The 23,409-nt window shown below is 68.5% G+C and carries 25 protein-coding genes; 16 read left to right on the top strand and 9 right to left on the bottom strand.

Annotated elements, in window-relative coordinates; translation table 11 throughout:
* Nucleotides 1-12 precede the first annotated feature (12 nt).
* From OP497_RS01685 to OP497_RS01665, 5 genes are read right to left on the bottom strand one after another with little or no spacing between them, the layout of a single operon-like run.
* The gene (locus OP497_RS01685) at nucleotides 13-282 is read right to left on the bottom strand and encodes a K+/H+ antiporter subunit F (protein WP_280546072.1); all 270 of its coding nucleotides are present in this window, start codon (nucleotides 280-282) and stop codon (nucleotides 13-15) included.
* Nucleotides 276-773, bottom strand: a complete 498-nt coding sequence (locus OP497_RS01680) for a Na+/H+ antiporter subunit E (RefSeq protein ID WP_280546071.1) — start codon at nucleotides 771-773, stop codon at nucleotides 276-278. The genes OP497_RS01685 and OP497_RS01680 overlap by 7 nt, the downstream gene beginning before the upstream one ends.
* Nucleotides 770-2,281: a monovalent cation/H+ antiporter subunit D gene (locus tag OP497_RS01675; RefSeq protein WP_280546070.1), complete on the bottom strand. Its 1,512-nt coding sequence runs from the start codon at nucleotides 2,279-2,281 to the stop codon at nucleotides 770-772. The genes OP497_RS01680 and OP497_RS01675 overlap by 4 nt, the downstream gene beginning before the upstream one ends.
* Nucleotides 2,278-2,616 (bottom strand): Na+/H+ antiporter subunit C, encoded by a 339-nt coding sequence (locus tag OP497_RS01670; RefSeq protein ID WP_280546069.1) that lies wholly within the window; start codon nucleotides 2,614-2,616, stop codon nucleotides 2,278-2,280. Before OP497_RS01670 ends, OP497_RS01675 begins: the two co-directional genes overlap by 4 nt.
* The gene (locus OP497_RS01665; RefSeq protein ID WP_280546067.1) at nucleotides 2,616-5,447 is read right to left on the bottom strand and encodes a monovalent cation/H+ antiporter subunit A; all 2,832 of its coding nucleotides are present in this window, start codon (nucleotides 5,445-5,447) and stop codon (nucleotides 2,616-2,618) included. Before OP497_RS01665 ends, OP497_RS01670 begins: the two co-directional genes overlap by 1 nt.
* 385 nt (nucleotides 5,448-5,832) lie before the next feature.
* On the opposite strand from OP497_RS01665, the gene OP497_RS01660 reads away from it, so the two are divergent.
* Both OP497_RS01660 and OP497_RS01655 read left to right on the top strand, forming a co-directional pair.
* Nucleotides 5,833-7,104, top strand: a complete 1,272-nt coding sequence (locus OP497_RS01660) for a lytic murein transglycosylase (protein WP_280546066.1) — start codon at nucleotides 5,833-5,835, stop codon at nucleotides 7,102-7,104.
* 21 nt (nucleotides 7,105-7,125) lie between these two features.
* The gene (locus OP497_RS01655) at nucleotides 7,126-7,674 is read left to right on the top strand and encodes an ATP-dependent zinc protease (protein ID WP_280546065.1); all 549 of its coding nucleotides are present in this window, start codon (nucleotides 7,126-7,128) and stop codon (nucleotides 7,672-7,674) included.
* 6 nt (nucleotides 7,675-7,680) lie between these two features.
* Here OP497_RS01655 and OP497_RS01650 read toward each other — a convergent pair whose 3' ends face one another.
* Nucleotides 7,681-8,394, bottom strand: coding sequence for a 16S rRNA (uracil(1498)-N(3))-methyltransferase (locus OP497_RS01650; protein WP_280546064.1), 714 nt, complete (start codon nucleotides 8,392-8,394; stop codon nucleotides 7,681-7,683).
* 113 nt (nucleotides 8,395-8,507) lie between these two features.
* On the opposite strand from OP497_RS01650, the gene phaR reads away from it, so the two are divergent.
* The 6 genes from phaR (at nucleotide 8,508) to coq7 (ending at nucleotide 12,770) form a co-directional block, all read left to right on the top strand.
* Nucleotides 8,508-8,972 carry a polyhydroxyalkanoate synthesis repressor PhaR gene (gene phaR / locus OP497_RS01645; protein ID WP_280546063.1) on the top strand — a complete coding sequence of 155 codons (465 nt, stop codon included), beginning with the start codon at nucleotides 8,508-8,510 and terminating at the stop codon, nucleotides 8,970-8,972.
* 69 nt (nucleotides 8,973-9,041) lie between these two features.
* Complete coding sequence (purD, locus tag OP497_RS01640) at nucleotides 9,042-10,337, top strand: phosphoribosylamine--glycine ligase (RefSeq protein WP_280546062.1); 1,296 nt, start codon at nucleotides 9,042-9,044, stop codon at nucleotides 10,335-10,337.
* 38 nt (nucleotides 10,338-10,375) lie between these two features.
* A complete protein-coding gene (locus OP497_RS01635; protein WP_280546061.1) occupies nucleotides 10,376-10,810 on the top strand; it encodes a thioesterase family protein in 435 nt (144 codons plus the stop codon).
* Nucleotides 10,810-11,682 (top strand): phosphoribulokinase, encoded by an 873-nt coding sequence (locus OP497_RS01630; protein ID WP_280546060.1) that lies wholly within the window; start codon nucleotides 10,810-10,812, stop codon nucleotides 11,680-11,682. The genes OP497_RS01635 and OP497_RS01630 overlap by 1 nt, the downstream gene beginning before the upstream one ends.
* Nucleotides 11,683-11,712: 30 nt before the next feature.
* Nucleotides 11,713-12,054 carry a histidine triad nucleotide-binding protein gene (locus OP497_RS01625; RefSeq protein WP_280546059.1) on the top strand — a complete coding sequence of 114 codons (342 nt, stop codon included), beginning with the start codon at nucleotides 11,713-11,715 and terminating at the stop codon, nucleotides 12,052-12,054.
* Between the two features lie 71 nt (nucleotides 12,055-12,125).
* A complete protein-coding gene (coq7, locus tag OP497_RS01620) occupies nucleotides 12,126-12,770 on the top strand; it encodes a 2-polyprenyl-3-methyl-6-methoxy-1,4-benzoquinone monooxygenase (protein WP_280546058.1) in 645 nt (214 codons plus the stop codon).
* A 165-nt stretch (nucleotides 12,771-12,935) separates the two neighbouring features.
* Here the strand turns inward: coq7 and OP497_RS01615 are convergent, their stop codons facing one another.
* The 3 genes from OP497_RS01615 to OP497_RS01605 all read right to left on the bottom strand — a co-directional run bounded on the left by OP497_RS01615 (nucleotide 12,936) and on the right by OP497_RS01605 (nucleotide 15,270).
* A complete protein-coding gene (locus tag OP497_RS01615; protein WP_280546057.1) occupies nucleotides 12,936-13,355 on the bottom strand; it encodes an OsmC family protein in 420 nt (139 codons plus the stop codon).
* Between the two features lie 230 nt (nucleotides 13,356-13,585).
* Nucleotides 13,586-14,248 carry an N-acetylmuramate alpha-1-phosphate uridylyltransferase MurU gene (gene murU, locus OP497_RS01610; protein ID WP_280546056.1) on the bottom strand — a complete coding sequence of 221 codons (663 nt, stop codon included), beginning with the start codon at nucleotides 14,246-14,248 and terminating at the stop codon, nucleotides 13,586-13,588.
* Nucleotides 14,245-15,270, bottom strand: a complete 1,026-nt coding sequence (locus tag OP497_RS01605) for a phosphotransferase (protein ID WP_280546054.1) — start codon at nucleotides 15,268-15,270, stop codon at nucleotides 14,245-14,247. The genes murU and OP497_RS01605 overlap by 4 nt, the downstream gene beginning before the upstream one ends.
* Nucleotides 15,271-15,436: 166 nt before the next feature.
* Here OP497_RS01605 and OP497_RS01600 point away from each other — a divergent pair, with 166 nt between their 5' ends.
* The 8 genes from OP497_RS01600 (at nucleotide 15,437) to OP497_RS01565 (ending at nucleotide 23,408) form a co-directional block, all read left to right on the top strand.
* The gene (locus OP497_RS01600; protein WP_280546053.1) at nucleotides 15,437-17,878 is read left to right on the top strand and encodes an LPS-assembly protein LptD; all 2,442 of its coding nucleotides are present in this window, start codon (nucleotides 15,437-15,439) and stop codon (nucleotides 17,876-17,878) included.
* Nucleotides 17,879-17,935: 57 nt separating this feature from the next.
* Nucleotides 17,936-18,586, top strand: coding sequence for a SurA N-terminal domain-containing protein (locus OP497_RS01595; RefSeq protein ID WP_280546052.1), 651 nt, complete (start codon nucleotides 17,936-17,938; stop codon nucleotides 18,584-18,586).
* On the top strand, nucleotides 18,586-19,644 hold the full coding sequence (pdxA, locus tag OP497_RS01590) for a 4-hydroxythreonine-4-phosphate dehydrogenase PdxA (protein ID WP_280546051.1): 1,059 nt from the start codon (nucleotides 18,586-18,588) through the stop codon (nucleotides 19,642-19,644). The genes OP497_RS01595 and pdxA overlap by 1 nt, the downstream gene beginning before the upstream one ends.
* Before the next feature lie 157 nt (nucleotides 19,645-19,801).
* Nucleotides 19,802-20,620, top strand: a complete 819-nt coding sequence (gene rsmA / locus OP497_RS01585; RefSeq protein WP_280546050.1) for a 16S rRNA (adenine(1518)-N(6)/adenine(1519)-N(6))-dimethyltransferase RsmA — start codon at nucleotides 19,802-19,804, stop codon at nucleotides 20,618-20,620.
* Complete coding sequence (apaG, locus tag OP497_RS01580) at nucleotides 20,617-21,015, top strand: Co2+/Mg2+ efflux protein ApaG (RefSeq protein WP_280546049.1); 399 nt, start codon at nucleotides 20,617-20,619, stop codon at nucleotides 21,013-21,015. Before rsmA ends, apaG begins: the two co-directional genes overlap by 4 nt.
* 56 nt (nucleotides 21,016-21,071) lie before the next feature.
* The gene (locus OP497_RS01575; protein ID WP_280546048.1) at nucleotides 21,072-21,896 is read left to right on the top strand and encodes a symmetrical bis(5'-nucleosyl)-tetraphosphatase; all 825 of its coding nucleotides are present in this window, start codon (nucleotides 21,072-21,074) and stop codon (nucleotides 21,894-21,896) included.
* A gap of 30 nt (nucleotides 21,897-21,926) precedes the next feature.
* On the top strand, nucleotides 21,927-22,250 hold the full coding sequence (gene glpE / locus OP497_RS01570; protein ID WP_280546047.1) for a thiosulfate sulfurtransferase GlpE: 324 nt from the start codon (nucleotides 21,927-21,929) through the stop codon (nucleotides 22,248-22,250).
* Between the two features lie 3 nt (nucleotides 22,251-22,253).
* Nucleotides 22,254-23,408, top strand: coding sequence for a polynucleotide adenylyltransferase (locus tag OP497_RS01565; protein WP_280546045.1), 1,155 nt, complete (start codon nucleotides 22,254-22,256; stop codon nucleotides 23,406-23,408).
* The last annotated feature ends 1 nt before the right edge of the window (nucleotide 23,409 follow it).

Below are 23,409 nucleotides of genomic sequence, written 5' to 3'. Positions count from 1 at the left end.
GTCGGTGCTGACCTATTCGATGATGTCGCCACGCAGGATGTACTTGCAGATTGCCACCGTGCTGATGAAGCCGAGCATGGCGATCAGCAGGGCCGCCTCGAAATACAGCTTGGTGTTCAGCCACAGACCCATCAGCACGATCAGCGCGATGGAGTTCACGTACATGGTGTCCAGTGCCAGGACACGATCCGGCAGGCTCGGGCCGACGGTCAGGCGAAAGGCATTCAAGAGAACGGCCATCAGCACCAGCGCCAGGCTGATCTTCAGGGCGATGTCTAGCATTCGTAGATCTCCTTCAGCGGCTGCTCGTAGCGTTCACGTATCGTCGTGATCAGCGCCTCCTCATCCTCCATGTCCAAGGTATGGATCAACAGCGTCTTGCCATCCAGGCGCACATTGGCGGATACCGTCCCCGGCGTCAGGCTGATGGTGCTGGCCAGTAGCGTGATGGTGAAGCGCTCCTCGAGCATCAGCGGATATTCCACGAAGGCTGGCTGCATGTGCTGCCGGGGATTGATGATCAGCCAGGCCACATGCAGGTTGGCGACGATGATGTCGCCCAGCACGCGCAGTACATAGCGCAGCAGCTTGCCCGGCTTCTTGACATGGGGCTGTGCGTCCCAGAAGCGATGGGTCAACAGCGGGATGACCAGGGCGAGGACGCTTCCCAGCAGGATATGGCCCGGCGCCATGCTGCGGGCCATCAACAACCATACCGCCAGCAGCAGGATCGATAGCAGGGGCAGGGGTAGCCAGGGACGGGGCTTGATCATGGCGACTCTCCGGCATTTGACAGGACCGCACGCACCAGAATATCGGGGTCGGCCAGCTGTTCGGCGGTGGCGCGGGTATAGTCGCTGACCGGTCCCGCGAGGACGACCAGCAGCGGTGAGGCACCGAGCAGCCAGCCCACGCCCAGCCAGCGCGATCGCGAGAGTGGCACGCCGACGGCCTCGCCCTCGTGGCTGCGCCAGAACAGCGTCGAGCCTGCCCTTGAGAGGGCGATGAGGGCGGACAGGCCGGTGGCCAGCAGGATCGGCCACAGCCACGGCTGCTGCCAGGGCTCGGCGGCGTTCAGCAGCAGGGCCTTGCCGATGGCCCCGGACAGCGGAGGCATGCCCGCCACCGCCACTGCACCGACAAAGAATAGCCCGGCCAGCCAGCTCCCGTGATGCATCGGGCGCCCCTTGACCAGCCGCGTCCCGGCCTTGCCCCGCTGAAGGCCGATCATCTCGGCCAGCAGGAAGAGCCCGCCGGTCACCAGGGTGCTGTGGACCAGGTAGTAGAGCAGGGCGGCGGTGGCCGCAGGTGAGCCCATGCCGATGCCGGCCAGCAGGGTGCCCACCGAGACCACGACCAGATAGGCCACCAGCAGGCGCAGGTCGCGGGCGGCAAGCACGCCGATGCCGGCCACCACCATGGTCGCCAGTGACAGCCACCACACCCACTGGCGCTCGAGGGCCTCGAGGACCCCGGCATGCTCGCCGAACACCAGGCTATAGACCCGCAGGATGGCGTAGATGCCGACCTTGGTCATGATCGCGAACAGTGCCGCCACCGGCGCCGGGGCGGCAGCATAGGCCCGTGGCAGCCAGAAGTAGAGTGGCAGGATTGCTGCCTTGAGGCCGAACACCACCAGCAGCATCAGGCCGCCGGCGGTGACCAGTCCCACTCTGTCGGCTGGCAGGTCCGACAGGCGAACCGCCATGTCGGCCATGTTGAGGGTGCCGGTGGCACCATAGAGCACGCCGACGCTGATCAAGAACAGGGACGAACCTACCAGGTTGAGGACCACATAGTGTACCGCCGACTGGATTCGCGACTTGCCGCCGCCATGGATCAACAACGCATAGGAGGCCAGCAGCAGCACCTCGAAGAACACGAAGAGGTTGAAGAGGTCGCCGGTGAGGAAGGCCCCGTTGATGCCCATCAGCTGCAGCTGGAAGAGGCCGTGGAAGTTGCTGCCGCGCTCGTCGTCGCCGGCACAGGCGAATACCACCGCGCCCAGGGCGAGCACCGCGGTGAGCAGTACCATCAGGGCCGAGAGGCGGTCGAGCACCAGCACGATGCCGAAAGGCGGTTGCCAGCCACCCAGTGCGTAGTACGTGACCTCGCCACCGGCGGCTCGCGCCAGCATGACCATCGCGATGACCACCAGCAGGGCAGTGGCCGTGACCCCCACCATGCGGTGCGTGCGCATGGTGCCATGCCGGCTGCGCAGCAGAAAGAGTCCTACCAGCAGCGGCAGCACGACGGGAAGAACGATCAAGTGCTGCATCACCGGTGGGGCTCCTCTTGCTTGCGACCGTCGACATGGTCATTGCCCATCTCGCTGCGCGCGCGCATCGCCAGGATCACCACGAAGGCGGTCATCGCGAAGCCGATCACGATGGCAGTGAGTACCAGTGCCTGGGGCAATGGGTCGGCAAAATGCGCCTGGCCATCGATGATGGCGGCCGCCCCGGTGGTCAGTCCGCCCATGGAGAACAGGAAGAGGTTGACCGCATAGGAGAGCAGGGTCAGCCCGACCACGACCGGGAAGGTCCGCCCGCGCAGGGTCAAGAAGAGCCCGCAGGCGGTCAATACGCCGGTGGTGATGGCATAGAGGCTTTCCATCAGTGTTTCTCCTTGCTGGACTGCGAGAGGTTCTCGTCATTGGCCGGTGCGCCCTTGGCCGGGCTGTAGGCCGTGGTGACCTTGCCGAGGTTGGCCAGGATCATCAGGGTGGCGCCGACCACCGCCAGGTAGACGCCGAGGTCGAAGAGGATGGCGGTGGCCAGCTCGAAGTCGCCGATCAGTGGCAGGTGGAAGTGCCCGAAGGCCGACGTCAGGAAGGGTTTGCCGAACAGCCAGCTGCCAACCCCCGTCAGGGCGGCGATCCCGACCCCCGCGATGGCGACCGGCTGATATTCGAACTGCAGCCGTTCCTGGGCCCAGTCCACGCCGCGGGCCATGTAGAGGAGGATCAGCGCCACGGCGGTGATCAGCCCGGCGATGAAGCCGCCACCGGGAAAGTTGTGTCCGCGCAGGAAGATGAACACCGAGACCAGCAGAGCCAGCGGCAGCAGCGCCATGGAAATGGAGGTCAGGATCATCGGGTAGCGGTCCGGGGACCACAGGCGGCCCTCGGCGTCGCTGTGGGGCATGAACAGGCGCAGGCGCCGCAGCAGCTTGAAGATGGCCAGCCCGGCCAGCGCCAACACGGTGATCTCGCCCAGAGTATCGAAACCCCGGAAGTCGACGAGGATGACGTTGACGACGTTGTGGCCCCCGCCGCCAGGTACGCTGTTGTCGAGGAAGAAGCTCGAGATGCTGGCGTTGTCACGGGTCAGTACCGCGTAGTTGAGACTGGCGACCACCATGCCCAGGGCACCCGCCACTATCGCGTCGTACAGGCTGCGAGGCGGCGAAGATTCCCGGTAGGTCTTCTGCGGCAGGAAGAACAGCGCGAGCATGAGCAGGATCATGGTCACCACCTCCACCGACAGTTGAGTCAGCGCCAGGTCCGGAGCGGAGAAGCGGGCGAAGGTCAGCGACACCATCAAACCCACCACGGACAGCATCAGCAGTGAAATCAGACGGTGGCGGTGGGTCAATACCGTGCCCAGTCCACCGAAGATCAGCAGGGCCGCGCCCACCAGCAGGACACCATCTACCGGACGCTGTGCCTCGTCGCCGGTCAGGCTCGGCATCATCGACAGGCCCAGGCCGCCGAGCAGCAGGGAGGCCAGCAGCAGCAGCCCCACATAGCGCTGCAGTGAGCCATTGTCGATCCTCTTCAGCATGACCTCGGCCCATTGCGCCAGACCCTGCATGGCGCACTCGAAGATGATCCGCGCGTCCACCGGGCGAAAGCCCTTCAGGAAGCGACGCAGGTCGGGGTGTCGCCAGTAGGTGGCGATGCCGGCAACGATGGCCACCCCGCTCATGGCCAGTGGCAGGTTGAAGCCATGCCAGATCGCCAGGTGGAACTCGAGCGGCTTGCCCACCACCGCCCGTGTCGCGAGGTCCATCAGTCCACCGGCCATCAGCGAGGGAAACAGACCGACCAGCACGCACAGTGTTACCAGCAGTTCCATCGGGGCTCGCATCATGCGTGGCGGTTCGTGGGGCGTTTTCGGGGGCTTTTCCCGCGCAGGTGCGAAGAAGACCGCATACACCAGGCGCAGCGAGTAAGCCACCGAGAGGATGCCGCCGAGCGTGGCGAATACCGGCAACAACCCGCTCAGCCCACCGAGCACCGGGGTGGCCAGTGTCTCGGTGAAGAACATCTCCTTGGAGAGGAAGCCGTTGAGCAGTGGCACCCCGGCCATGGCGGCACCCGCCAGGGTGGTCAGCAGGGCAGTGATCGGCATGGCGTGTCTGAGCCCTCCCAGGCGCTTGAGCTCGCGGGTGCCGGCCTCGTGGTCGATGATGCCCGAGCTCATGAACAATGCCGCCTTGAAGGTGGCGTGGTTGAGGATATGGAAGAGCGCAGCCAGCACCGCCATGGGGCTGCCAATGCCCAGCAGCACCGTGATCAGCCCCAGGTGGCTGACCGTGGAGAAGGCCAGGATCCCTTTGAGGTCGGTTTTCATCAGCGCGAACCAGGCGCCATAGAGCATCGTCGTCATGCCGATCAGGGAGACGATCACTGTCCACATCTCGCTGCCGGCGATAGCCGGATGCAGGCGGGCCATCAGGAAGATGCCCGCCTTGACCATGGTCGCCGAATGCAGGTAGGCCGAGACCGGTGTCGGGGCGGCCATGGCATGGGGCAACCAGAACTGGAAGGGGAACTGGGCAGACTTGGCGAAGGCGCCCAGCAGCACCAGTATCAGCATCATGGGATAGCGCGGGTCGGCGAGGATGATCTCGCCGCTGTCGAGCACCGTGTCCATGTCGTGGCTGCCGACCATGTCGCCCAGCAACAGCAGACCCGCCAGCAGCGCCAGCCCCCCGGCGCCGGTCACCGCCAGCGCCATGCGCGCCCCCTTGCGGGCATCGCTGCGATGTGACCAGAAGCCGATCAGCAGGAAGGAGGAAATGCTGGTCAGCTCCCAGAACAGCCACAGCAGCAGCAGGTTGTCGGACATGACGATGCCGACCATCGAGGCCATGAACAGGATCAGGTAGGCATAGAAGCGCCCGAAGGGCTCCTCGGGAGAGAGGTAGTAATGCGCATAGAGCAGGATCAACAGGCCGATGCCAAGGATCAGGACATTGAAGAGCAGCGACAGCCCATCGAGGCGAAAGGCCAGGTCCAGCCCCAGCATCGGCACCCACTCGGCGGTAAAGCGCAGCGCCTCGCCGGCCTGCAGGGCGGGCACTTGACTCAGGGTCAGCAGCAGTGCCAAGGCAGGTAGCAGCGCGGTCGACTGCGTGCAGTAGCGTCGGCCTCGTCTCTGGGTGAATACCGGTACCAGCATCCCTAGCAAGGGAAGCAGGGCTATCCACAGTAGTATCATCGGGCAGTCGTCCTGCGGGATCTCGGGGAATGGGGCTCCTTCGCGTGCGCCTCACGCGCGGACGCCATCGCGTTTTCTCCACACTCTAACGCAAAGGGGCAACCCTCGCGCACCTTGCGCATTCAATGTGTTGTCATCGGTGATGGGCGACCAGGCGCCTTTAAATGTACAGTAGTTATACATGATAATATATCTTGTACATCTTATTCGTGCCTTGGCCGAGCCGTTTCCGCAACGGCTCTCAAGGGCGCCGGTGCGCAAGTCGACAGTAGATCGGTGTCGTATCGGCACTGTTTCGATCCGCTCGCCAACGCCTGAACGGACTGGCCTGGCGGGCGGTTCTGGGCGATGATCGGGCGGATCATGGAAACGTCCTGCAGGAGCGATGATGAGACGGATGCTGACCACCCCCCTGCTGCTGGCCGTGCTGGCCGGCTGTCAGGCCGCGCCCCCCAGCGAAGCCAGCGTGGCCCGCGAGGCGGATCGCGACGCGGCGACCGACGCCGTGGCCGAGGTCGAGGCCGGCGAGCCGGCGGCCCCGGCGGGCTTCGTGAGCTGGCTGACCGACTTCCGGCGCGAGGCGCGGGCCGAGGGCATCGGCGAGGCGACCCTGGCACGGGCCCTGGACGGCCTGCGCTATCGCCCGCGGGTGATCGAGCTCGACCGCTCCCAGCCCGAGTTCGTGCGGCCGATCTGGCAGTACCTGGACAGCGCCGTCTCGGCGACCCGGGTGACCACCGGGCGGGAGCGCCTGGACGCGCATCGCGCCACGGCCCGGGAGATGGAGCGGCGCTACGGGGTGCCGGCCGAGGTGATCGTCGCCATCTGGGGCATCGAGAGCAACTACGGCGGCAATTTCGGCGACTTCTCGACCCTGGAGGCCCTGGCCACCCTGGCCTACGACGGCCGCCGCCGCGACTTCGCCCGCGGCGAGCTGCTCGCGGCGCTGCGCATCCTGGAGGCCGGGGACATCTCGCCCGAGCGCATGCTCGGCTCCTGGGCCGGGGCCATGGGGCACACCCAGTTCATTCCCTCGAGCTTCGAGGCCTATGCCGTGGATGGCAACGGCGACGGGCGGCGTGACATCTGGGGCAGCATCCCGGACGTGATGGCCTCTACCGCCCACTACCTCGACCGGGCCGGCTGGCAGGCGGGGCAACCCTGGGGCGTGGAGGTCCGTCTCCCCGACGACTTCGACTACGCCGAGACCGAGCTTGCCACCCGTCGCCCCAGCCGCGACTGGGCCGAACGCGGTGTGCGCACGCTGGACGGGGAGCCGCTGCCCGAGTTCGAGGCGGCCTCGGTGGTCGTGCCCGGCGGCGCCAAGGGCCCGGCCTTCCTGGTGGGCCCCAACTTCCGTGCCATCCTGCGCTACAACAACGCCACCAGCTACGCCCTGGCGGTGGGCACCCTGGCCGATGAGATTGCCGGTCGCGAGGGTATAGTGCAGGGCTGGCCCCGGGAAGAGCAGCCGCTGAGCCGAAGCCAGGTGCGCGAGATGCAGCGCCTGCTCAACCAGCGTGGCTTCGAGGTGAGCACGCCGGACGGGATCATGGGCCCCAACACCCGCCGGGGCCTGCGTGAGTTTCAGGCCGCCATCGGCACCACCCCGGATGGTTTCGCCACCCTCAACCTGCTCGAGCGCCTGAAGCGCTGAACCCTCGACCCGGAGGAGACCATGACCCTGACACGTTACCGCCTGGCCCTGCTGGCCGCCCTGCTGTTGAGCGCCTCGTCTCCCGCCATCGCCGATGAGGACAAGGTCTTCGGCTGGGTGGAGAAGGCGACCCTGGAGCCCTGGGGGGTCGAGGTGAAGGCCAAGCTCGACAGCGGTGCCTTGACCTCGTCACTGGACGCCCGCGACATCGAGCGCTTCGACAAGGAGGGCGAGGCGTGGGTCCGCTTTCGCCTCAGGCTCGAGAACGAGGCCAGCGGCGAGACCTTCACCGAACGCATGGAACTGCCGATCTATCGCAGCATTCGCCTGCGCGGCGCTGGTGGCACCGACCGACGTCCTGTGGTGCTGATGAAGGTGTGCCTGGACGACACCGTCTATGAGGAGCAGTTCAGCCTGCGCGATCGCGAGGAAATGAACTATCCGCTGCTGCTCGGGCGCCGCTCCATCGGCCACCTGGGGCTGCTCGACGTGCGCGCGACCTTCCTCAACGAACCCGACTGCGACGACGATGCGCCCTTCGTCGCCCACGACCCCGACGAGGACGACTAGCGCGGGTCAGAAGAGCCGGGCGAGCAGGGCGGTCACCGCGGTCTCCACCCGCAGGATGCGCGGGCCCAGGTGGATGCCCTCGCAGCCCGCCGCGAGCAGCTGGTCCACTTCCCAGGGGATGAAGCCCCCTTCCGGCCCCACCAGCAGCAGCACGGGCTCGTCGAGGCCGCGGGGGCAGTCGCCCGGCATGCCGGGGTGGGCCACCAGGCCCCGGCGGTCCGCCAGCAGGCCCGCCAGCCGCTCCTCGACGAAGGGGCGAAAGCCCTTGGCCAGGGCCACCTCCGGCAGCCGGGTGTCGCGGGCCTGCTCAAGGCCGAGCACCAGATGGCGGTGGATCTTCTCCTTGCCGAGTTCCGGCGACTGCCAGTAGCTCTTCTCCACGCGGCGCGTGTTTAGCAGGGTGATCCGCTTCACGCCCAGCGTGGTGACGTGCTCCAGGGTGCGGGCCAGCATCCGCGGGCGGGGCAGGGCGAGCACCAGATGTACCGGCAGCGCCGGCGGCGGTGCCTGGTCCAGGGCGGCGACGTCGAAAAGTGCCTCGTCGTCGTCCAGGGCCAGCAGTTCCCCACGCCCCAGGCGTCCCCCCTCGATGCCTAGCGTCAGGACGTCGCCGGGGCTCGCCCGGTGCACCTCGCGCAGGTGGGCCAGGCGCCGCGGGTCGCGGACCCGGGCCAGGCGGTCGTTCTCGATGTCGTCGGGAGAGAGCAGGATCAGGTTCATGGGGCCTTGCCGCGTTGGAGACTGAATGGTGGCTATGCCTTGCATGGTGGGTGTCGCGGTGCACAATAGCCGTACAGGGGCAGCCGCCCCTTCGTATAACAAGGAGCAGCGCCGTGCGCGTGATTCGCAAGTATGCCAACCGCAGGCTCTATGATACCGAACAGAGCCGCTATGTGACCCTCGAGGACCTGCGCGGCCTGATCCTCGACGAGGTGCCCTTCCGCGTGGAGGACGCCAAGAGCGGCGAGGACCTGACCCGCACCATCCTGCTGTCGATCATTATCGAGCAGGAGCAGGCCGACGGCGATGCGCAGGTGTTCTCCAACGACCTGCTCGCCCAGTTCATCCGCGTCTATGACATGGCCCAGCCCTTGCCCCTGTCCCGTTACCTGGAGCAGGGCACCAAGCTGATGCTCGAGCAGCAGCAGCGCATGCAGGACCAGTGGCAGAACGCCATGCGGCACTCGCCCATCGAGCTGATGCGCGAGCTGGCGGAAGAGAACATGAAGTTCTGGCAGAAGACCATCAACCAGGCCGGCCCCCCGGACGAGGAAGACAAGGGCAGCGGCAAGCCCTGAGCGGCGTCCTGGGCGAGTTTCTGACATAATGCTGCGATGTTTCTTGCAGGTTGTGAGGTAGCACAGCGGATGAAGGTCCTGATCATCGGCGGCGGTGGCCGCGAACACGCCCTGGCCTGGAAGGTCGCCCAGTCCCCGCGGGTGGCGACCGTCTACGTGGCCCCCGGCAATGCCGGCACGGCCCGCGAGCCGGGCCTCGAGAATGTCGCCATCGGCGTCTCCGACCTGGCGGGCCTGGTGGCCTTCGCCCAGGCGCAGGACGTGGCGCTGACCATCGTCGGGCCCGAGGCGCCGCTTGTCGAGGGCGTGGTCGACCGCTTCCGCGAGGCCGGCCTGGCGATCTTCGGGCCGACGGCCGGTGCGGCCCGGCTCGAGGGGTCCAAGGCCTTCTCCAAGGATTTCCTGGCCCGCCATGCCATCCCCACCGCCGACTACCGCACCTTCACCGCGGTCGCGCCGGCCCTCGAGTACCTGGCCGAAAAGGGCGCGCCCATCGTCATCAAGGCCGATGGCCTGGCCGCCGGCAAGGGTGTCATCGTGGCCATGACCCATGATGAGGCCGAGACGGCGATCCGCGACATGCTCGAGGCCAATGCCTTCGGCGATGCCGGGGCCCGGGTGGTGATCGAGGAATTCCTCGAGGGCGAGGAGGCGAGCTTCATCGTCATGGTCGACGGTGAGACGATCCTGCCCATGGCCACCAGCCAGGATCACAAGCGGGTCGGCGACGGCGACAGCGGCCCCAACACCGGCGGCATGGGCGCCTACTCCCCGGCGCCGGTGGTCACCGACGAGGTCTTCGAGCGCATCATGGCGCGGGTCATCCGGCCCACGGTGCGCGGCATGGCCGAGGAAGGGCACCCCTACACCGGCTTTCTCTACGCCGGCCTGATGATCGACGCCGACGGCAATCCCAAGGTCATCGAGTACAACTGCCGCTTCGGCGACCCCGAGACCCAGCCGATCCTGCTGCGCTTGGCGTCAGACCTCGCCGAGCTGTGCCTGGCCGGGGCCCGTGGCGAGCTGGCCGGCCTTGCCTGTGACTGGGACCCGCGTGCCGCGGTGGGCGTGGTGCTGGCCGCCGGGGGCTACCCGGGCCACTACCGCAAGGGGGATGCCATCGAGGGGCTGGAGGCCGCCGAGGCCGCTGGTTGCAAGGTCTTTCATGCCGGCACCGCCGAGGATGCGCAGGGTCAAGTGATCACCGCCGGGGGGCGGGTGCTCTGCGTCACCGCCCTGGGCGACGGCGTCGGGGCGGCCCGCGACCTGGCCTACCGGGGCGTGGCCGAGATCGCCTGGCCCGACGTGCTCTACCGTCGCGACATCGCCTACCGAGCCATCGCCCGGGAGCGCGGTGACGCCTGACGGCGTGCGGCCCCGCAACAACGAGATCAGGAGCGAGGATGGAGCGTGTCAGACTGAGCTTTCCCGCGGAGGACGTGGTGCACCGTCACCCGCTGACGGTGCGCATCACCGACATGAACTACGGTCGTCACCTGGGCCACGATGCGCTGGTGTCGCTGCTGCACGAGGCCCGTGTGGCGGCCCTCGCGTCGCGGGACCTTCGCGAGTGGGACCTGGGCGGCTATCCCTGCGTGGCGGCGGATCTCGCCGTGCAGTACCAGGCCGAGACGCGCTGGCCCGATGCCCTGGTGGTGGAGACGGCCATCCCCGCGCCGGGACGCAAGGCGATCGGTGTCTACCATCGCATCCTGCGCGAGGCCGACGGCGTGACGGTGGCCACAGCGCGCATCAACCTGATGCTGGTCGATCCGCAAAGCGGCCGACCGGTGGCCATCCCGGCCGACGTGCGGGAAGCCCTGGCAGGAGCGAACTGATGTCCCGGGAGTATCCGATCATCGCCCTGACCGGCTCCTCCGGTGCCGGCACCACCACGGTGAAGCGCACCTTCGAGCGGATGTTCGCCCGGGAGGCCGTGCATGCCGCCTTCGTCGACGGCGATGCCTTCCACCGCTACACCCGTCAGGAGCTGGCGCAGCTCATCCTCGACGAGCCCGAGCGCAAGGACGAGCTCTCCCATTTTGCTGTGGAGGCCAACCTGCTCGACCGACTCGAGGCGCTGTTTCAGGAGTATGGCGAACACGGCAATGGCACCTACCGCCACTATATCCATGCCGAAGACAAGCAGATGATCGAGGCTGGCTACCAAGTGGGCACCTTCACCGAATGGCAGCCGCTGCCCTGCGGCACGGACCTGCTGTTCTACGAGGGGCTGCACGGGGGACTGGTCACCGCCGAGCTCGACATCGCCCGTCACGTGGACCTGCTGGTGGGGGTGGCGCCGACCATGAACCTCGAGTGGATCCAGAAGATCGATCGCGACATGCGTCACCGCGGTTACGCCCAGGAGGCGGTGATCGATACCATTCTGGGGCGCATGGACGACTACGTGCGCTACATCCAGCCACAGTTCTCGCGCACCCATATCAACTTCCAGCGGGTGCCCACGGTGGATACCTCCAACCCCTTCGAGGTGCAGGACATCCCCACCGACGCCGAGTCCTTCGTGGTGATCCGCTTCCGCGACCCGGCCACGGTGGACTTCCCCTACCTACTGGCGATGATCCAGGATGCCTTCATGAGCCGGCCGCACACCCTGGTGGTGCCGGGGTCGCGGCTGTCGCTGGCCATGGAGCTGATCCTGGGGCCGCTGGTCCGTCACCTGCTCGCCCAGCGGCGCTTCCGCTGACCCGAGACCCGACCGAGAGGAACGACCCCCATGGATTGCCTGTTCTGCAAGATCATCGATCGCGAGATTCCCGCCGACATCGTCTACGAGGACGATGCGGTGCTGGCCTTCAACGACATCAATCCCCAGGCCCCCAGCCACCTGCTGATCGTGCCCAAGCTGCATATCGCCACCCTCAACGACATCGAGGAGGGCGACCTGGCGCTGGTCGGCCGGCTGCAGTACACCGCCGCCAGGCTGGCGGCGGAGAAGGGCTTCGCCGAGGCGGGCTACCGGGTGGTGATGAACTGCAATGACCAGGGTGGCCAGACCGTCTATCATATCCACATGCACCTGATGGGCGGTCGTCGCTTCACTTGGCCGGCTGGCTAGCTGGCGCTCTGCGGCTCGCGCCGCGCGCGACAGGCGTACGATGCATCAGGTGCATTCTCGAGAGACCCGCCATGACCCCATCCCTTTCCCGCACCGACAACCTGATCCACCAGTTCGATACCGTGTTGAGGACCCTGGTGCCCCACGCGGCCGCGCCTTCGCGCCCATCGCCTGCGACCGTGGAGCTCCGCGACGAGCCGCTGAGCGACGAGGAGCGGCGGCACGCCGCCGGGCTGATGCGCATCAACCACACCGGCGAGGTGTGTGCCCAGGCCCTCTACCAGGGCCAGGGGTTCACCGCCAAGCTGCCGGAGGTGCGCGGCCAGATGGAGCAGGCCGCCCAGGAGGAGATCGACCACCTGGCCTGGTGCGACGCCCGGCTGCAGGAACTTCATGACCGACCCAGCCTGATCAACCCGCTGTTCTACGCGATCTCCTTTGGTCTCGGCGCCACGGCCGGCGCGGTGGGCGACCGGATCAGCCTGGGCTTCGTGGCCGCCACCGAGGAACAGGTTGGCCACCACCTGGAGGAGCACCTGGTCAAGCTGCCGCCGGGTGACCGGCGCTCGCGCGCGGTGTTGCGCCAGATGGCCATCGACGAGGCCCACCACGCCCAGCTGGCGCTGGAAGCCGGTGGCGCCCGCTTCCCTGCACCGGTCAAGCTGGGCATGAAGCTGATGTCGAAGGTGATGACCAAGAGCGTCTATCGCATCTGAACCAGCTTGGTCATTTGCTCCTGAAGGAAGCGGCGCTGGGGACAGGTCGTAGAGGGGGTCCTACGCCATGGATGGCGTCGGTAGCGCCCAGGGAGGGGTTCACAGCGCCCCCTCGGAGACCTGTCGCCAGAATAGCCGCTGGTGCAGGATACCCCAGTAAAGTGCCTACTCCTCGACGATGGTGAAGGAGTGGGTGATCTCGACGCCGCCCTTGACCAGCATGATGGAGGCGCTGCAGTACTTCTCGGCCGAGAGCTCCACGGCTCGCGCCACCTGCTTCTCCTTCAGTCCCTTGCCACTGACGGTGAAGTGCACGTGGATCTTCGTGAAGACGCTGGGGACCTCGTCGGTGCGCTCGGCTTCGAGGCTGGCGACGCAGTCGGTGACGTTGGCGCGGGCCTTGTCGAGGATATTGAGGACATCGAAGGAGGTGCAGGCGCCCATGCCCATCAGCAACATCTCCATGGGCCGCGGGCCGGTGTTGCGGCCGCCGTGGTCGGGCGGGCCGTCGATCACCACGCTGTGGCCGCTGCCGCTCTCGGCAACGAATTGACGACCATCGGTCCATTTCACGCTGGCTTTCATGATAAGGGTTCCTTTTCAATTGTCGGCCAAAGGGCGCCAGCATACAGGGGTATCGTGGCTGTCCATAGCGAGAGGCGCCGGGGACAGGACGTAGAGGGGGTCCGAGGACCAGGGATGGCCGAGGTAGCGTACACGGACGTATTCACAGCGCCCCCTCGGCGGTCCGGCGCTCCGGGACCTGTCGCCGGAATAGCCTCGAGCGATCCTGCCACCTGCGAACAGCCTACAGTTCATCCCCGCAGGTGCCGGTCCAGGTCGGCCAGACGCTCGGGCGTGCCCACATCGACCCAGGCGCCACGGTGGTGGTGGCCGCCGACGCGCCCCTCGTCCATGGCGCGCCTCAGCAGCGGCGCCAGGGCGAAGGCGCCGGGGGGCTCGTGGGCCACCAGCGCCGGGTCGAGCAGGCTGATGCCGGCGAAGGTGAGCCGTGGCTCGCCTTCGGGGTGCACCCGGCCATCGGCGTCCAGGCGGAAGTCGCCCTGTGGGTGGTGGTCGGGGTTGTCCACCAGCACCAGCCGGGCCAGGTCGTCGTTCAGGGCGGGCAGGCTGGCCGGGTCGAGGTCGCACCAGACGTCGCCGTTGACCAGCAGGAAGGGCGCCTCGCCGAGCAGCGGCAGCGCCTGGCGGATGCCGCCACCGGTCTCCAGTGGTCTCGTTTCCCGGCTCCAGGCGATGTGCACCCCGAAGGCACCGCCGTCACCCAGCGCCGCGACGATCTGCTCTGCGCGGTAGCTGACATTGATGACCACCTCGGTGATGCCGCCTGCCCGCAGGCGCTCCAAGTGGTGGACGATCAGCGGCTTGCCGCCCACCTCGAGCAGCGGCTTGGGGCAGTAGTCGGTGAGCGGACGCATGCGGGTGCCGAGTCCCGCGGCCAGGATCATCGCCCTCATGCGCCGGCCTCCAGGCGCGCCGCCAGCGCCGGGCGGAAGGTGTCGACGAGCCAGGTCGTCAGGCTCGCATGGCCGGGCAGGTCGGCGAGGCTGTCCTCCAGGTGGCCAAGGAAGTGCGGCAGCCGCTCGAGGTAGCCTTCGCGGGCGTCGCGCAGGGTCAGCCGGCAGAAGATGCCCAGCACCTTGAGCGCGCGCTGGGCGGCCATGGCCTGTGCCTGGCGATGGAAGGTGGCGGCATCGACATCGCCGGGAAGCCGCCCGTCGGCGACGGCACGCACCCGGAAGGCCTCCACCCAGGCGGCGAAGCGGGCCGGGGGAAAACGGCAGTAGCGGCCGCGCAGCAGCGAGATCAGGTCGTAGCTGAGCGGGCCGGCCACGGCGTCCTGGAAGTCGATCAGCTGCAGGGCCTCGTCCTGCACCATCAGGTTCATGGCATCGAAGTCGCGATGCACCGCGACCACCGGCTGGGCCAGGGCCTCGGCGATCAGGGCCTCGCGCAGGGCCACCCAGCCCGGTGGGGCGGTCATGCCCAGCCACTCCCCGAGGCACCAGTCGGGGAAGAGGTCGAGCTCGCGGCCGAGCAGGGCGGCGTCATAGGTGGGCAGCCCCGCGACGGGGGCGCAATTCTGCAGTGCGTGGATCAGCTCGAGGGCGCGCTCGTGCCAGGCCAGGGTGGCGGGGGCGTCGTCGTCCTGGAAGCAGTCCTGCAGCGGGGTGTCGCCCAGGTCGTCGAGCTCGATGAAGCCCTGTGCCAGGTCCACGCCATGCAGGGCCGGCACTGGCAGGCCGGCCGAGCGCCACTGCTCGGCGATGGCCACGAAGGGGCGGCTGTCCTCCCGGTCGGGTGGGGCATCCATCAGCATGCGGGTGGTGCCGTCGGGCAGCTGCAGGCGGAAATAGCGCCGGAAGCTGGCGTCTCCGGCCGCGAGTCGCACCACGATGGCGGACGCCGGGAGCTCATGGCGGCGGGCAGCCCACTGGCGCAGGCGTTCCGGTCTCGTGGGGTCGGTGGCCTCTGGCATCGTCGTCTGGCTCCTTGTGTGAGAAGGCGGGGGCGGTTGACGGCCCCCCGGGGGCCCCGCATGCTGAGTTCCCGACAGCGTCGGCGATGGCAGGGCCCATGCCGGCAGGACAGGCCGGGTGCGGCCTGTATAATACCGATTCAACCCGCCAAGGACATCGTGGAGCATGGGCAAGCGACTCTCGTGGACATGGACGGCCCTGGCAGGCCTGGCCTGTACCGGCCTGGCGAGCGGGCCCCTGGTGGCGGCGCCGCCCGAGCCGTTGCCGGCCGACCAGCTGGACTGGCAGCCCTGGGGCGACGCGCGCCCTGCTGGCGCGCTGTGTCGCGGCCGCTACGTGATGCCGGATTACCGGCTGCCGCCGCCGGCCGGCGAGAAGGTCGCCAGCGAGTCCGACCGCGCCGACTACGGGGAGGGGGGCGAGACGATCCTCGGTGGCGAGGTGCTGCTGCGTCGCGGCAGTGCCCAGCTCGAGGCGCCACGGGTGCGCGTGCCCGGCAGTCGCGAGACCGCCTATGCCGAGGGGCCCCTGGCACTGCGCGACAGCGGCCTGCTGGTGCGCGGCAAGGCCGCGGAACTGTCGCTGAACAGCGATGCCGCCAGCATCGACAGTGCCCACTACGTGGCCCATGAGCAGCGCCTGCGCGGCGATGCGGTGCGCCTGGCGCGCCTCGAAGATGGCCGCTATCGCCTCACCGAGGCGAGCTTCACCACCTGCGAGCCGGGCAGCGAGCTCTGGCGCCTGGTGGGCAATGACATCCTGCTCGACCGTGAGCGTGGCGTCGGCACCGCGACCCATGCCCGGCTGGAGATGGGCAAGGTGCCGGTTTTCTACTGGCCCTGGCTGCGCTTCCCCCTCGACGAGCGCCGCCAGAGCGGTTTCCTGTGGCCGACGATTGGGCTCTCCACCGATTCGCTGGACTATGCTCAGCCCTATTACTGGAACATCGCCCCCCACCATGACGCCACACTCACGCCGCGCTGGATCAGTGACCGCGGCCTGCTGCTGGGCGGCGAGTACCGCTACCTGTTCGAGCAGGATGCGGGGCAGATCGAGGGCGCCTATATCGCCGATGACCGCGCGGCGGGAGACGAATCCTCCGACGCCTCCGCGCTGGAGAATGGCGATGACCGCTGGTACCTCGACTATCGCCATGCGGGCCGCTTCGATGCCCGCACCCGCTACCGGCTGCGCTACGGCGCGGCCAGCGACGGACGCTACTTCGACGACTTCGGGCGCGGCTTCGGCGAGGGCGATATCGGCAGCATGCCGCGGCTCGCCCAGCTCGACCACCGTGGCGATGTCTGGCAGCTGCAGGCCAGGGCCCAGGGCTACCAGAAGCTCGACGACCCGCTGCTCGAGCGCGACAAGCCCTTCTACCGGCTGCCTAGCCTGACCGCCAACGCCCGCTGGTCCCAGGGCGGCGGCTTCTACCAGCAGTGGCGCTCCAATGCCACCCACTTCTGGCGTGACGTGGACGAGACGAAGGTCCCCATTCGCGAGGCGGCCAACGGGACCCGGCTGCACCTCTCGCCGGCCATCGGCTGGCGCCTCGACGAGAGCTGGGGCCATCTCGAGCCGCGCCTCGAGTGGCTCGCCACCGCCTACCAGCTCGACTACGGCGAGCGCGAGACCGCACGCGACGAAGGCCTCACCCGTAGCGTGCCGGTCGCCACCCTCGACGCTGGCCTGGTGTTCGAGCGGGAGCTGGACCTCGGCGGCCGCGGCTACCGCCAGACCCTGGAGCCGCGCGTCAACTATGCCTATGTGCCGGCCCGCGACCAGACCGAGTTCCCGGAGTTCGACACCGCCGAACAGGCCTTCTCCTGGAACCAGCTCTGGTCGCCCTACCGCTTCTCCGGGAGCGACCGGGTGGGCGACCTCAATCGCGTCTCACTGGGCCTCGAGTCGCGGCTGCTGGCCGATGCCAGCGGGCGCGAGAGGCTCTCGGTGGGGGTCGGGCAGGCCTACTACCTGGAGGATCGCGCCATCGACATGGCGGGTGACCCGGATACGCTGCCGCCGGAGTCGAACTTCCAGAGCTACTATCGGGCGACGCGCGAGCGCTCGCCGCTGGTCACCCGGGCGGACTGGCAGATCACCGACCAGTGGCGCTCGCGCTGGCAGTGGCTCTACGACGACCACCTCGATCAGACCGAGAGCACCTCGCTGGCGCTGCAGTATCGCGCCGATGCCGGCCACGTGGTGAACTTCGGCTATCGCTGGCAACTCGAAGGCTTCGACCCGTCCCAGGAGGACGAGGACGTGGTCAACTACAACCGCGAGGAATACGACGTCTCGTTCGCCTGGAAGGCCAGCCGCCGCCTGGACCTGATCGGGCGGCTGCTCTACGACAACACCAACGAGCGTGCCCTGGAGCAGCTGGCGGGTGTCCAGTGGAACGACTGCTGCTATGGTCTGCAGCTGGTCTGGCGCGAGTGGATCGACGACAGTGACACCGCGAACACCACCGAGGACGACCTCACCGACCGGGGGGTCTTCCTGCGCTTCGTGTTCAAGGGGCTGGGCGGCGTCGGCGGCGAGGCCGACAGCTACTTTGAGACGGCGATCCCGGGGTATCGGGCCACCGCCCTCGGCCGGCGCTGACATTCGCCCCTGGCATTCGACCCCTGACATTCGACAATGACGAGAGGAAAGAGAGACATGCGCAGTCGACGTATCGCCACCCTGGCGCTGGCCCTGTGCCTGCCCCTGGCGGGGCAGGCACAGGATGCCGACCCCATGGACGCCCCGCCGCTGGGTCGCCAGGCGCTGGATCGCATCGTGGCGGTGGTCAACGATGGCGCCATCATGCACAGCGAGCTCGAGGAGCGTGTCGCCCAGACGCGCAGCCAGATCGCCCGCCAGGAGCAGGGGGTGCCGCCCGACGAAGTCCTGCGCCGGCAGGTCCTGGACCGCATGATCGTCGAGGAGATCCAGCTGCAGATGGCCCGTGACGCCAACCTGAGCGTCGACGACACCGAGCTCAACGGCCAGGTGCGGGCCATCGCCGAGAACAATGGCATGACGCTGGACCAGTTCGCCGACGCCCTCGAGGCCGATGGCCTCTCACTCGGTGTGGTTCGCGACCAGGTTCGTCGCGAACTGATGATGCGCCAGCTGCAGCAGCGCCGGGTCGCCAGCCGCGTCAACATCTCCGAGCGAGAGGTGGACCGCTTCGTGGAGCAGCAGAGCGCGAGCCGCGAGCAGGCCCGCCAGGCCCTGTTCCAGCGCAAGGTCAATGCCGAGATGGAGGAGTGGATCCAGGAGATCCGCAGCCGCGCCTTCGTCGACAACCGCCTCGCGCAGCCCTGATGAGGGTCTCGGGCGGCGCGCCGGTGCTGGCCCTCACCTGCGGCGAGCCAGCGGGCATCGGGCCGGAACTTGCGGTGATGCTGGCCGCCGACGAGGCGCCCGCCGCCCGAGTGGTGGCGGTGAGCGACCCGGACCTGCTGGCCGAGCGCGCCGCCCTGCTCGGCTGCCAGGTGGTGATCCAGGTGCTCACCCCCGGCGAGCCCCCGCCGGCGCCACGCCGCGGGGTGCTACCGGTGTGGCCCGTGGCGCTGCGGGTCCCCTCGCGTCCCGGCGTGCTCGACACCGCCAATGCCGGCCATGTCCTCGAGACCCTGGACGTGGCGATCGGCGCCTGCCGCGCTGGCCGGGCCGACGGCATGGTCACGGCCCCGCTGCACAAGGGCGTGATCCTCGATGCCGGCCATGCCGGCTTCACCGGCCACACCGAGTACCTGCGCGATGCCTGCGGGGTAGAGGAGGTGGTGATGATGCTCGCCACCGACAGCGCCCTGCATGCCCGCGAGGCGGACTGGCGGGGCGAGGCGGTCCTGAGGGTGGCACTGGCCACCACGCACCTGCCGCTGCGCGAGGTGGCCGACGCCATCACCGCGCCCCGGCTCGAACGCCTGCTGCGCATCCTTCATGCCGATCTGCAGCGCTGGTTCGGCATCACGGCGCCGCGTATCGCCGTCTGCGGGCTCAACCCCCATGCGGGGGAGGGCGGCCACCTGGGCCGCGAGGAGCTGGACGTGATCATTCCGGCCCTGGAGGGCCTGCGCGCCGAGGGGCTGGCCCTCGACGGCCCCCTGCCCGCCGATACCCTGTTCACCCCGCGCCACCTCGAGGGCGTCGATGCGGTGCTGGCCATGTACCATGATCAGGGCCTGCCGGTGCTGAAGTATGCCGGCTTCGGCCGCGCCGCCAACATCACCCTGGGGCTGCCATTGGTGCGCACCTCGGTAGACCATGGCACGGCCCTCGACCTGGCCGGCACGGGCCACGCCGACCTCGGCAGCCTGCGGGTCGCCGTGGCCCTGGCCGCCGAGATGGCTGGACGTTCCACTACGACACCTGCGTGAGGGACGCTGGGGGCAAGCCGAAGAGGAGGTCCTACGCCATGGATGGCGTCGGTAGCGTACAGGGATGTATTCACAGCGCCTGCTCGTAAGCCTGTCGCCGGAAAAGCTCCGTGCACGGAAATAGCTCAAGACCCTAGTGACAGAAGGACACCCCTGAATGGCATCCCGCTCCCCGGTTCACCGGGCCCGCAAGCGCTTCGGCCAGAACTTCCTGCGCGACCCCGGCGTCATTTCGCGCATTGTCCGTGCCATCGGGCCTCGTCCCGGCGACCGGCTGGTGGAGATCGGCCCCGGTCAGGGCGCCCTGACCGAACCGCTGCTCGACGCCGCTGGTGGCCATCTCGAGGTGATCGAGCTTGACCGGGACCTGATTCCCGGCTTGCGCGTGCAGTTCTTCGACAAGCCCGGCTTCGTCATCCACGAGGGCGATGCCCTGAAGGTGGACTTCCGGGCCCTGAGAGGCGACGGAGCGGCGCTGCGGGTGGTGGGCAACCTGCCCTACAATATCTCCACGCCGCTGATCGTCCACCTCCTCGCGGCTGGCGATGCCGTGGCCGACATGCACTTCATGTTGCAGAAGGAGGTGGTCGAGCGCCTGGCCGCCGTCCCGGGCGGCCCCGACTGGGGGCGGCTCTCGGTGATGGCCCAGTACCACTGCCGGGTCGACGCGCTGTTCACGGTGCCGCCCGAGGCCTTCGTGCCGCGGCCCAAGGTGGAATCGGCCATCGTCCGCTTTACCCCCCACCCGGCCCTGCCGCACCCTGCGCAAGACGAGGGGCTACTCTTCACCCTGGTGCGCGAGGCCTTCGGCCAGCGGCGCAAGACCCTGCGCAACAACCTCAAGGGCCGTATCGACGCGGTGACCCTCGAGTCACTGGACATCGATCCGGGGCGACGCCCTCAGACGCTCAGCGTCGAGGAGTTCGTGCGTATCGCCAACCACCTGGCCGCGGCCGGGCAAGGAGAGGCCTCATGACCCTGACCACCCCGGAAGGGCTCGACCATGCCATCCGTGTCGATGTGGCGCCGGACTTCCGCACCGAGGAGTCCTCGCCCGACGAGCAGCGCTTCGTCTTCAGCTATACCGTCACGGTGCACAACACCTCCCGGCACAGCGTGCAGTTGCTCGCCCGCTACTGGAGGATCACCCAGGGCAGCGGCAAGGTACAGGAGGTGCGCGGCAAGGGAGTGGTGGGCCAGCAGCCGATGATCGGCCCCGGCCAGACCTTCCGCTACACCAGCCGGGCGATCCTCGACGGCCCGGTGGGGGTGATGGAGGGCGCCTATACCTGCGTCGATACCGCCAGCCAGCGTCCCTTCGAGGTGTCCGTCGCCCCCTTCCGGCTGGCCGGGCCCAACCAGGTGCACTGATCCCAGCGAGCCGACCCTATCGAATCGACCCTATCTACTTGACCCAGGGAGCCGCGATGACCACCTATGCCATCGGCGATCTGCAGGGCTGTCACGACGAGTTCGTCGCCCTGCTCGAAAAGCTCGACTTCGACCCGCACCGCGACCGCCTGTGGCTGGCCGGCGACCTGGTCAATCGCGGCCCCGGCTCGCTGGCCTGCCTGCGCGAGGTGATGGCGCTGGGCGAGGCCGCCACCACCGTGCTCGGCAATCACGACCTTCACCTGCTGGCGGTGGCCAGGGGCGGTGCCCGGGAGAACCGCAAGGACACCCTGGCGCCGGTCCTCGGCGCTCCGGATCGCGAACGCCTGCTCGACTGGTTGCAGTCGCGCCCGCTGCTGGTGCGCCGGTGCTCGGAGGAGCGGGGCGATACCGTCATGACCCACGCCGGCCTGCTGCCGCAGTGGTCGGTCGAGCAGGCCGCGGGGCTGGCCGGCGAGGCCGAGTCGCGCCTCGCCGGCGAAAGAGCCGGGGCTTTCCTCGAGGCGATGTACGGCAACGCCCCGGCCTGCTGGCGAGGCGATCTCGACGGCCTCGACCGCCTGCGGATGATCATCAATGTCTTCACTCGCATGCGCTTCATCGATGCCGCCGGGTGTCTCGACTTCGCCGCCAAGGAGGGGCTCGACAGCGCGCCGGCGGGCTTCGCCCCCTGGTTCCAGTTTCCCCGCGACGACGACCCCTGGCTGCTTTTCGGCCACTGGGCCGCGCTGCAGGGCGAGACGCCGGCGAGCCGGGTGCGTGCCGAGGCGCTGGACACCGGCTGCGTCTGGGGCAATCGCTTGACCGCCCTGGATCTGGAGAGCGGCAGGCACATCAGCGTGCCGAGTCGCCGGCGCTGAGTCCCACCCCTTCCCGACCACGAGGCTGCCATGACGACCTTCCAGCATCTCGATATCCCGACCCTAGCCGGCTGGCTTGACGAGCGACGCGAGCTGGCGCTGGTCGACATCCGCGACCCGCAGAGTTTCGCCCAGGGCCATATCCCCGGCAGCCGCCGACTAGACAACGACACGGTGGGCGCCTTCATCGAGGAGGCCTCGCGTGAGTCGGCCTTGGTGGTGGTCTGCTACCACGGTCACTCCAGCCAGCAGGCGGCGGACTGGCTGGCCGGTCAGGGCTTCGCCGAGGTCTACAGCCTCGATGGCGGCTTCATTGACTGGCAGCTTCGCCACCCCGCCCGCGTGGAGCCCTGAGCCATGAACGAGGATCCGCACCTGCAGGGGCTCGAGGTCTACCGGGTCGGTGGAGCAGTGCGCGACGCCCGGCTCGGCTGGCCGGTCAAGGACACCGACTGGGTGGTGGTAGGGGCTACACCGGAGGAAATGCGCCGACGGGGCTTCAAGCCGGTGGGGCGCGACTTCCCGGTCTTCCTGCATCCCGAGAGCCATGAGGAGTTCGCCCTGGCGCGCACCGAGCGCAAGTCCGGCCACGGCTACACCGGTTTCGTGGTTCATGCCAGTCCCGAGGTGACGCTGGAAGAGGACCTGGCACGCCGGGACCTGACCATCAATGCCATGGCCGAGACCCCCGAGGGCACCCTAGTCGACCCCCACGGCGGCCTAGCCGACCTGGACGCGCGGCAGCTGCGCCACGTCTCGTCGGCCTTCGTCGAGGACCCGCTCAGGGTGCTGCGCACGGCGCGTTTCCTGGCCCGCTACGCCGGCCTGGGGTTCGTCATCGCCGAGGAGACCCGCCGGCTGATGCGCGAGCTGGTGGAGAGCGGCGAGCTGGCCCACCTGGTGGCCGAGCGCGTCTGGACCGAGACCGAGAAGGCGCTGGGCGAGCCCTGGCCGGAGGTCTACTTTCAGGTGCTGGACGACTGCGGCGCCCTGGCGGTGCTGGTGCCGGAGCTGGCGGCCGATCCAAAGGCCCTCGACGAGGCGCTGGGGCGCCTGCACCGCTTGCCGGAGGACATCGAGGCCGAGTCACAGGCCCGCTGGCGCTGGGCGCGGCTGGTGGAGCATCTGGATGACGAGGACCGCGACGTCCTGGCCGAGCGGCTGCGCCTGCCCCGCGCCCATCGCGAGCTGGCCAGCCAGGCGGCCCGAACCCGCGCCCTGCTGGCTCGGGTGGCGCGGCACGGCCTGGACGGCGCGCGGGTGATGGCCTGGCTCGACGGCATCGACGCCTGGCGCCGTGGCGACCGGGTGGCGCCGCTGATCAGCCTGGTGAGCCTGGACGACCCGGGACTGGCCGAGGACCTGGCCCTGGCCTGGAGGCTGGCCTGCCAGATCCTGCCGAAGGCGCTGGTGGCGGAGGGCTATAAGGGGCGTGAGCTGGGCGAGGAGCTCGCCCGGCGGCGCTGGGAGGCCATTGACGGCGCGCTCGCGAGCCCTGATATACGGTCCTGAG

The organism is Halomonas sp. 11-S5, assembly GCF_029889825.1.
In the GTDB taxonomy this organism is placed as follows: domain Bacteria; phylum Pseudomonadota; class Gammaproteobacteria; order Pseudomonadales; family Halomonadaceae; genus Halomonas.
The sequence above is the reverse complement of the archived record's forward strand: the minus strand, read 5'-3'. Positions and strand labels throughout refer to the sequence as shown.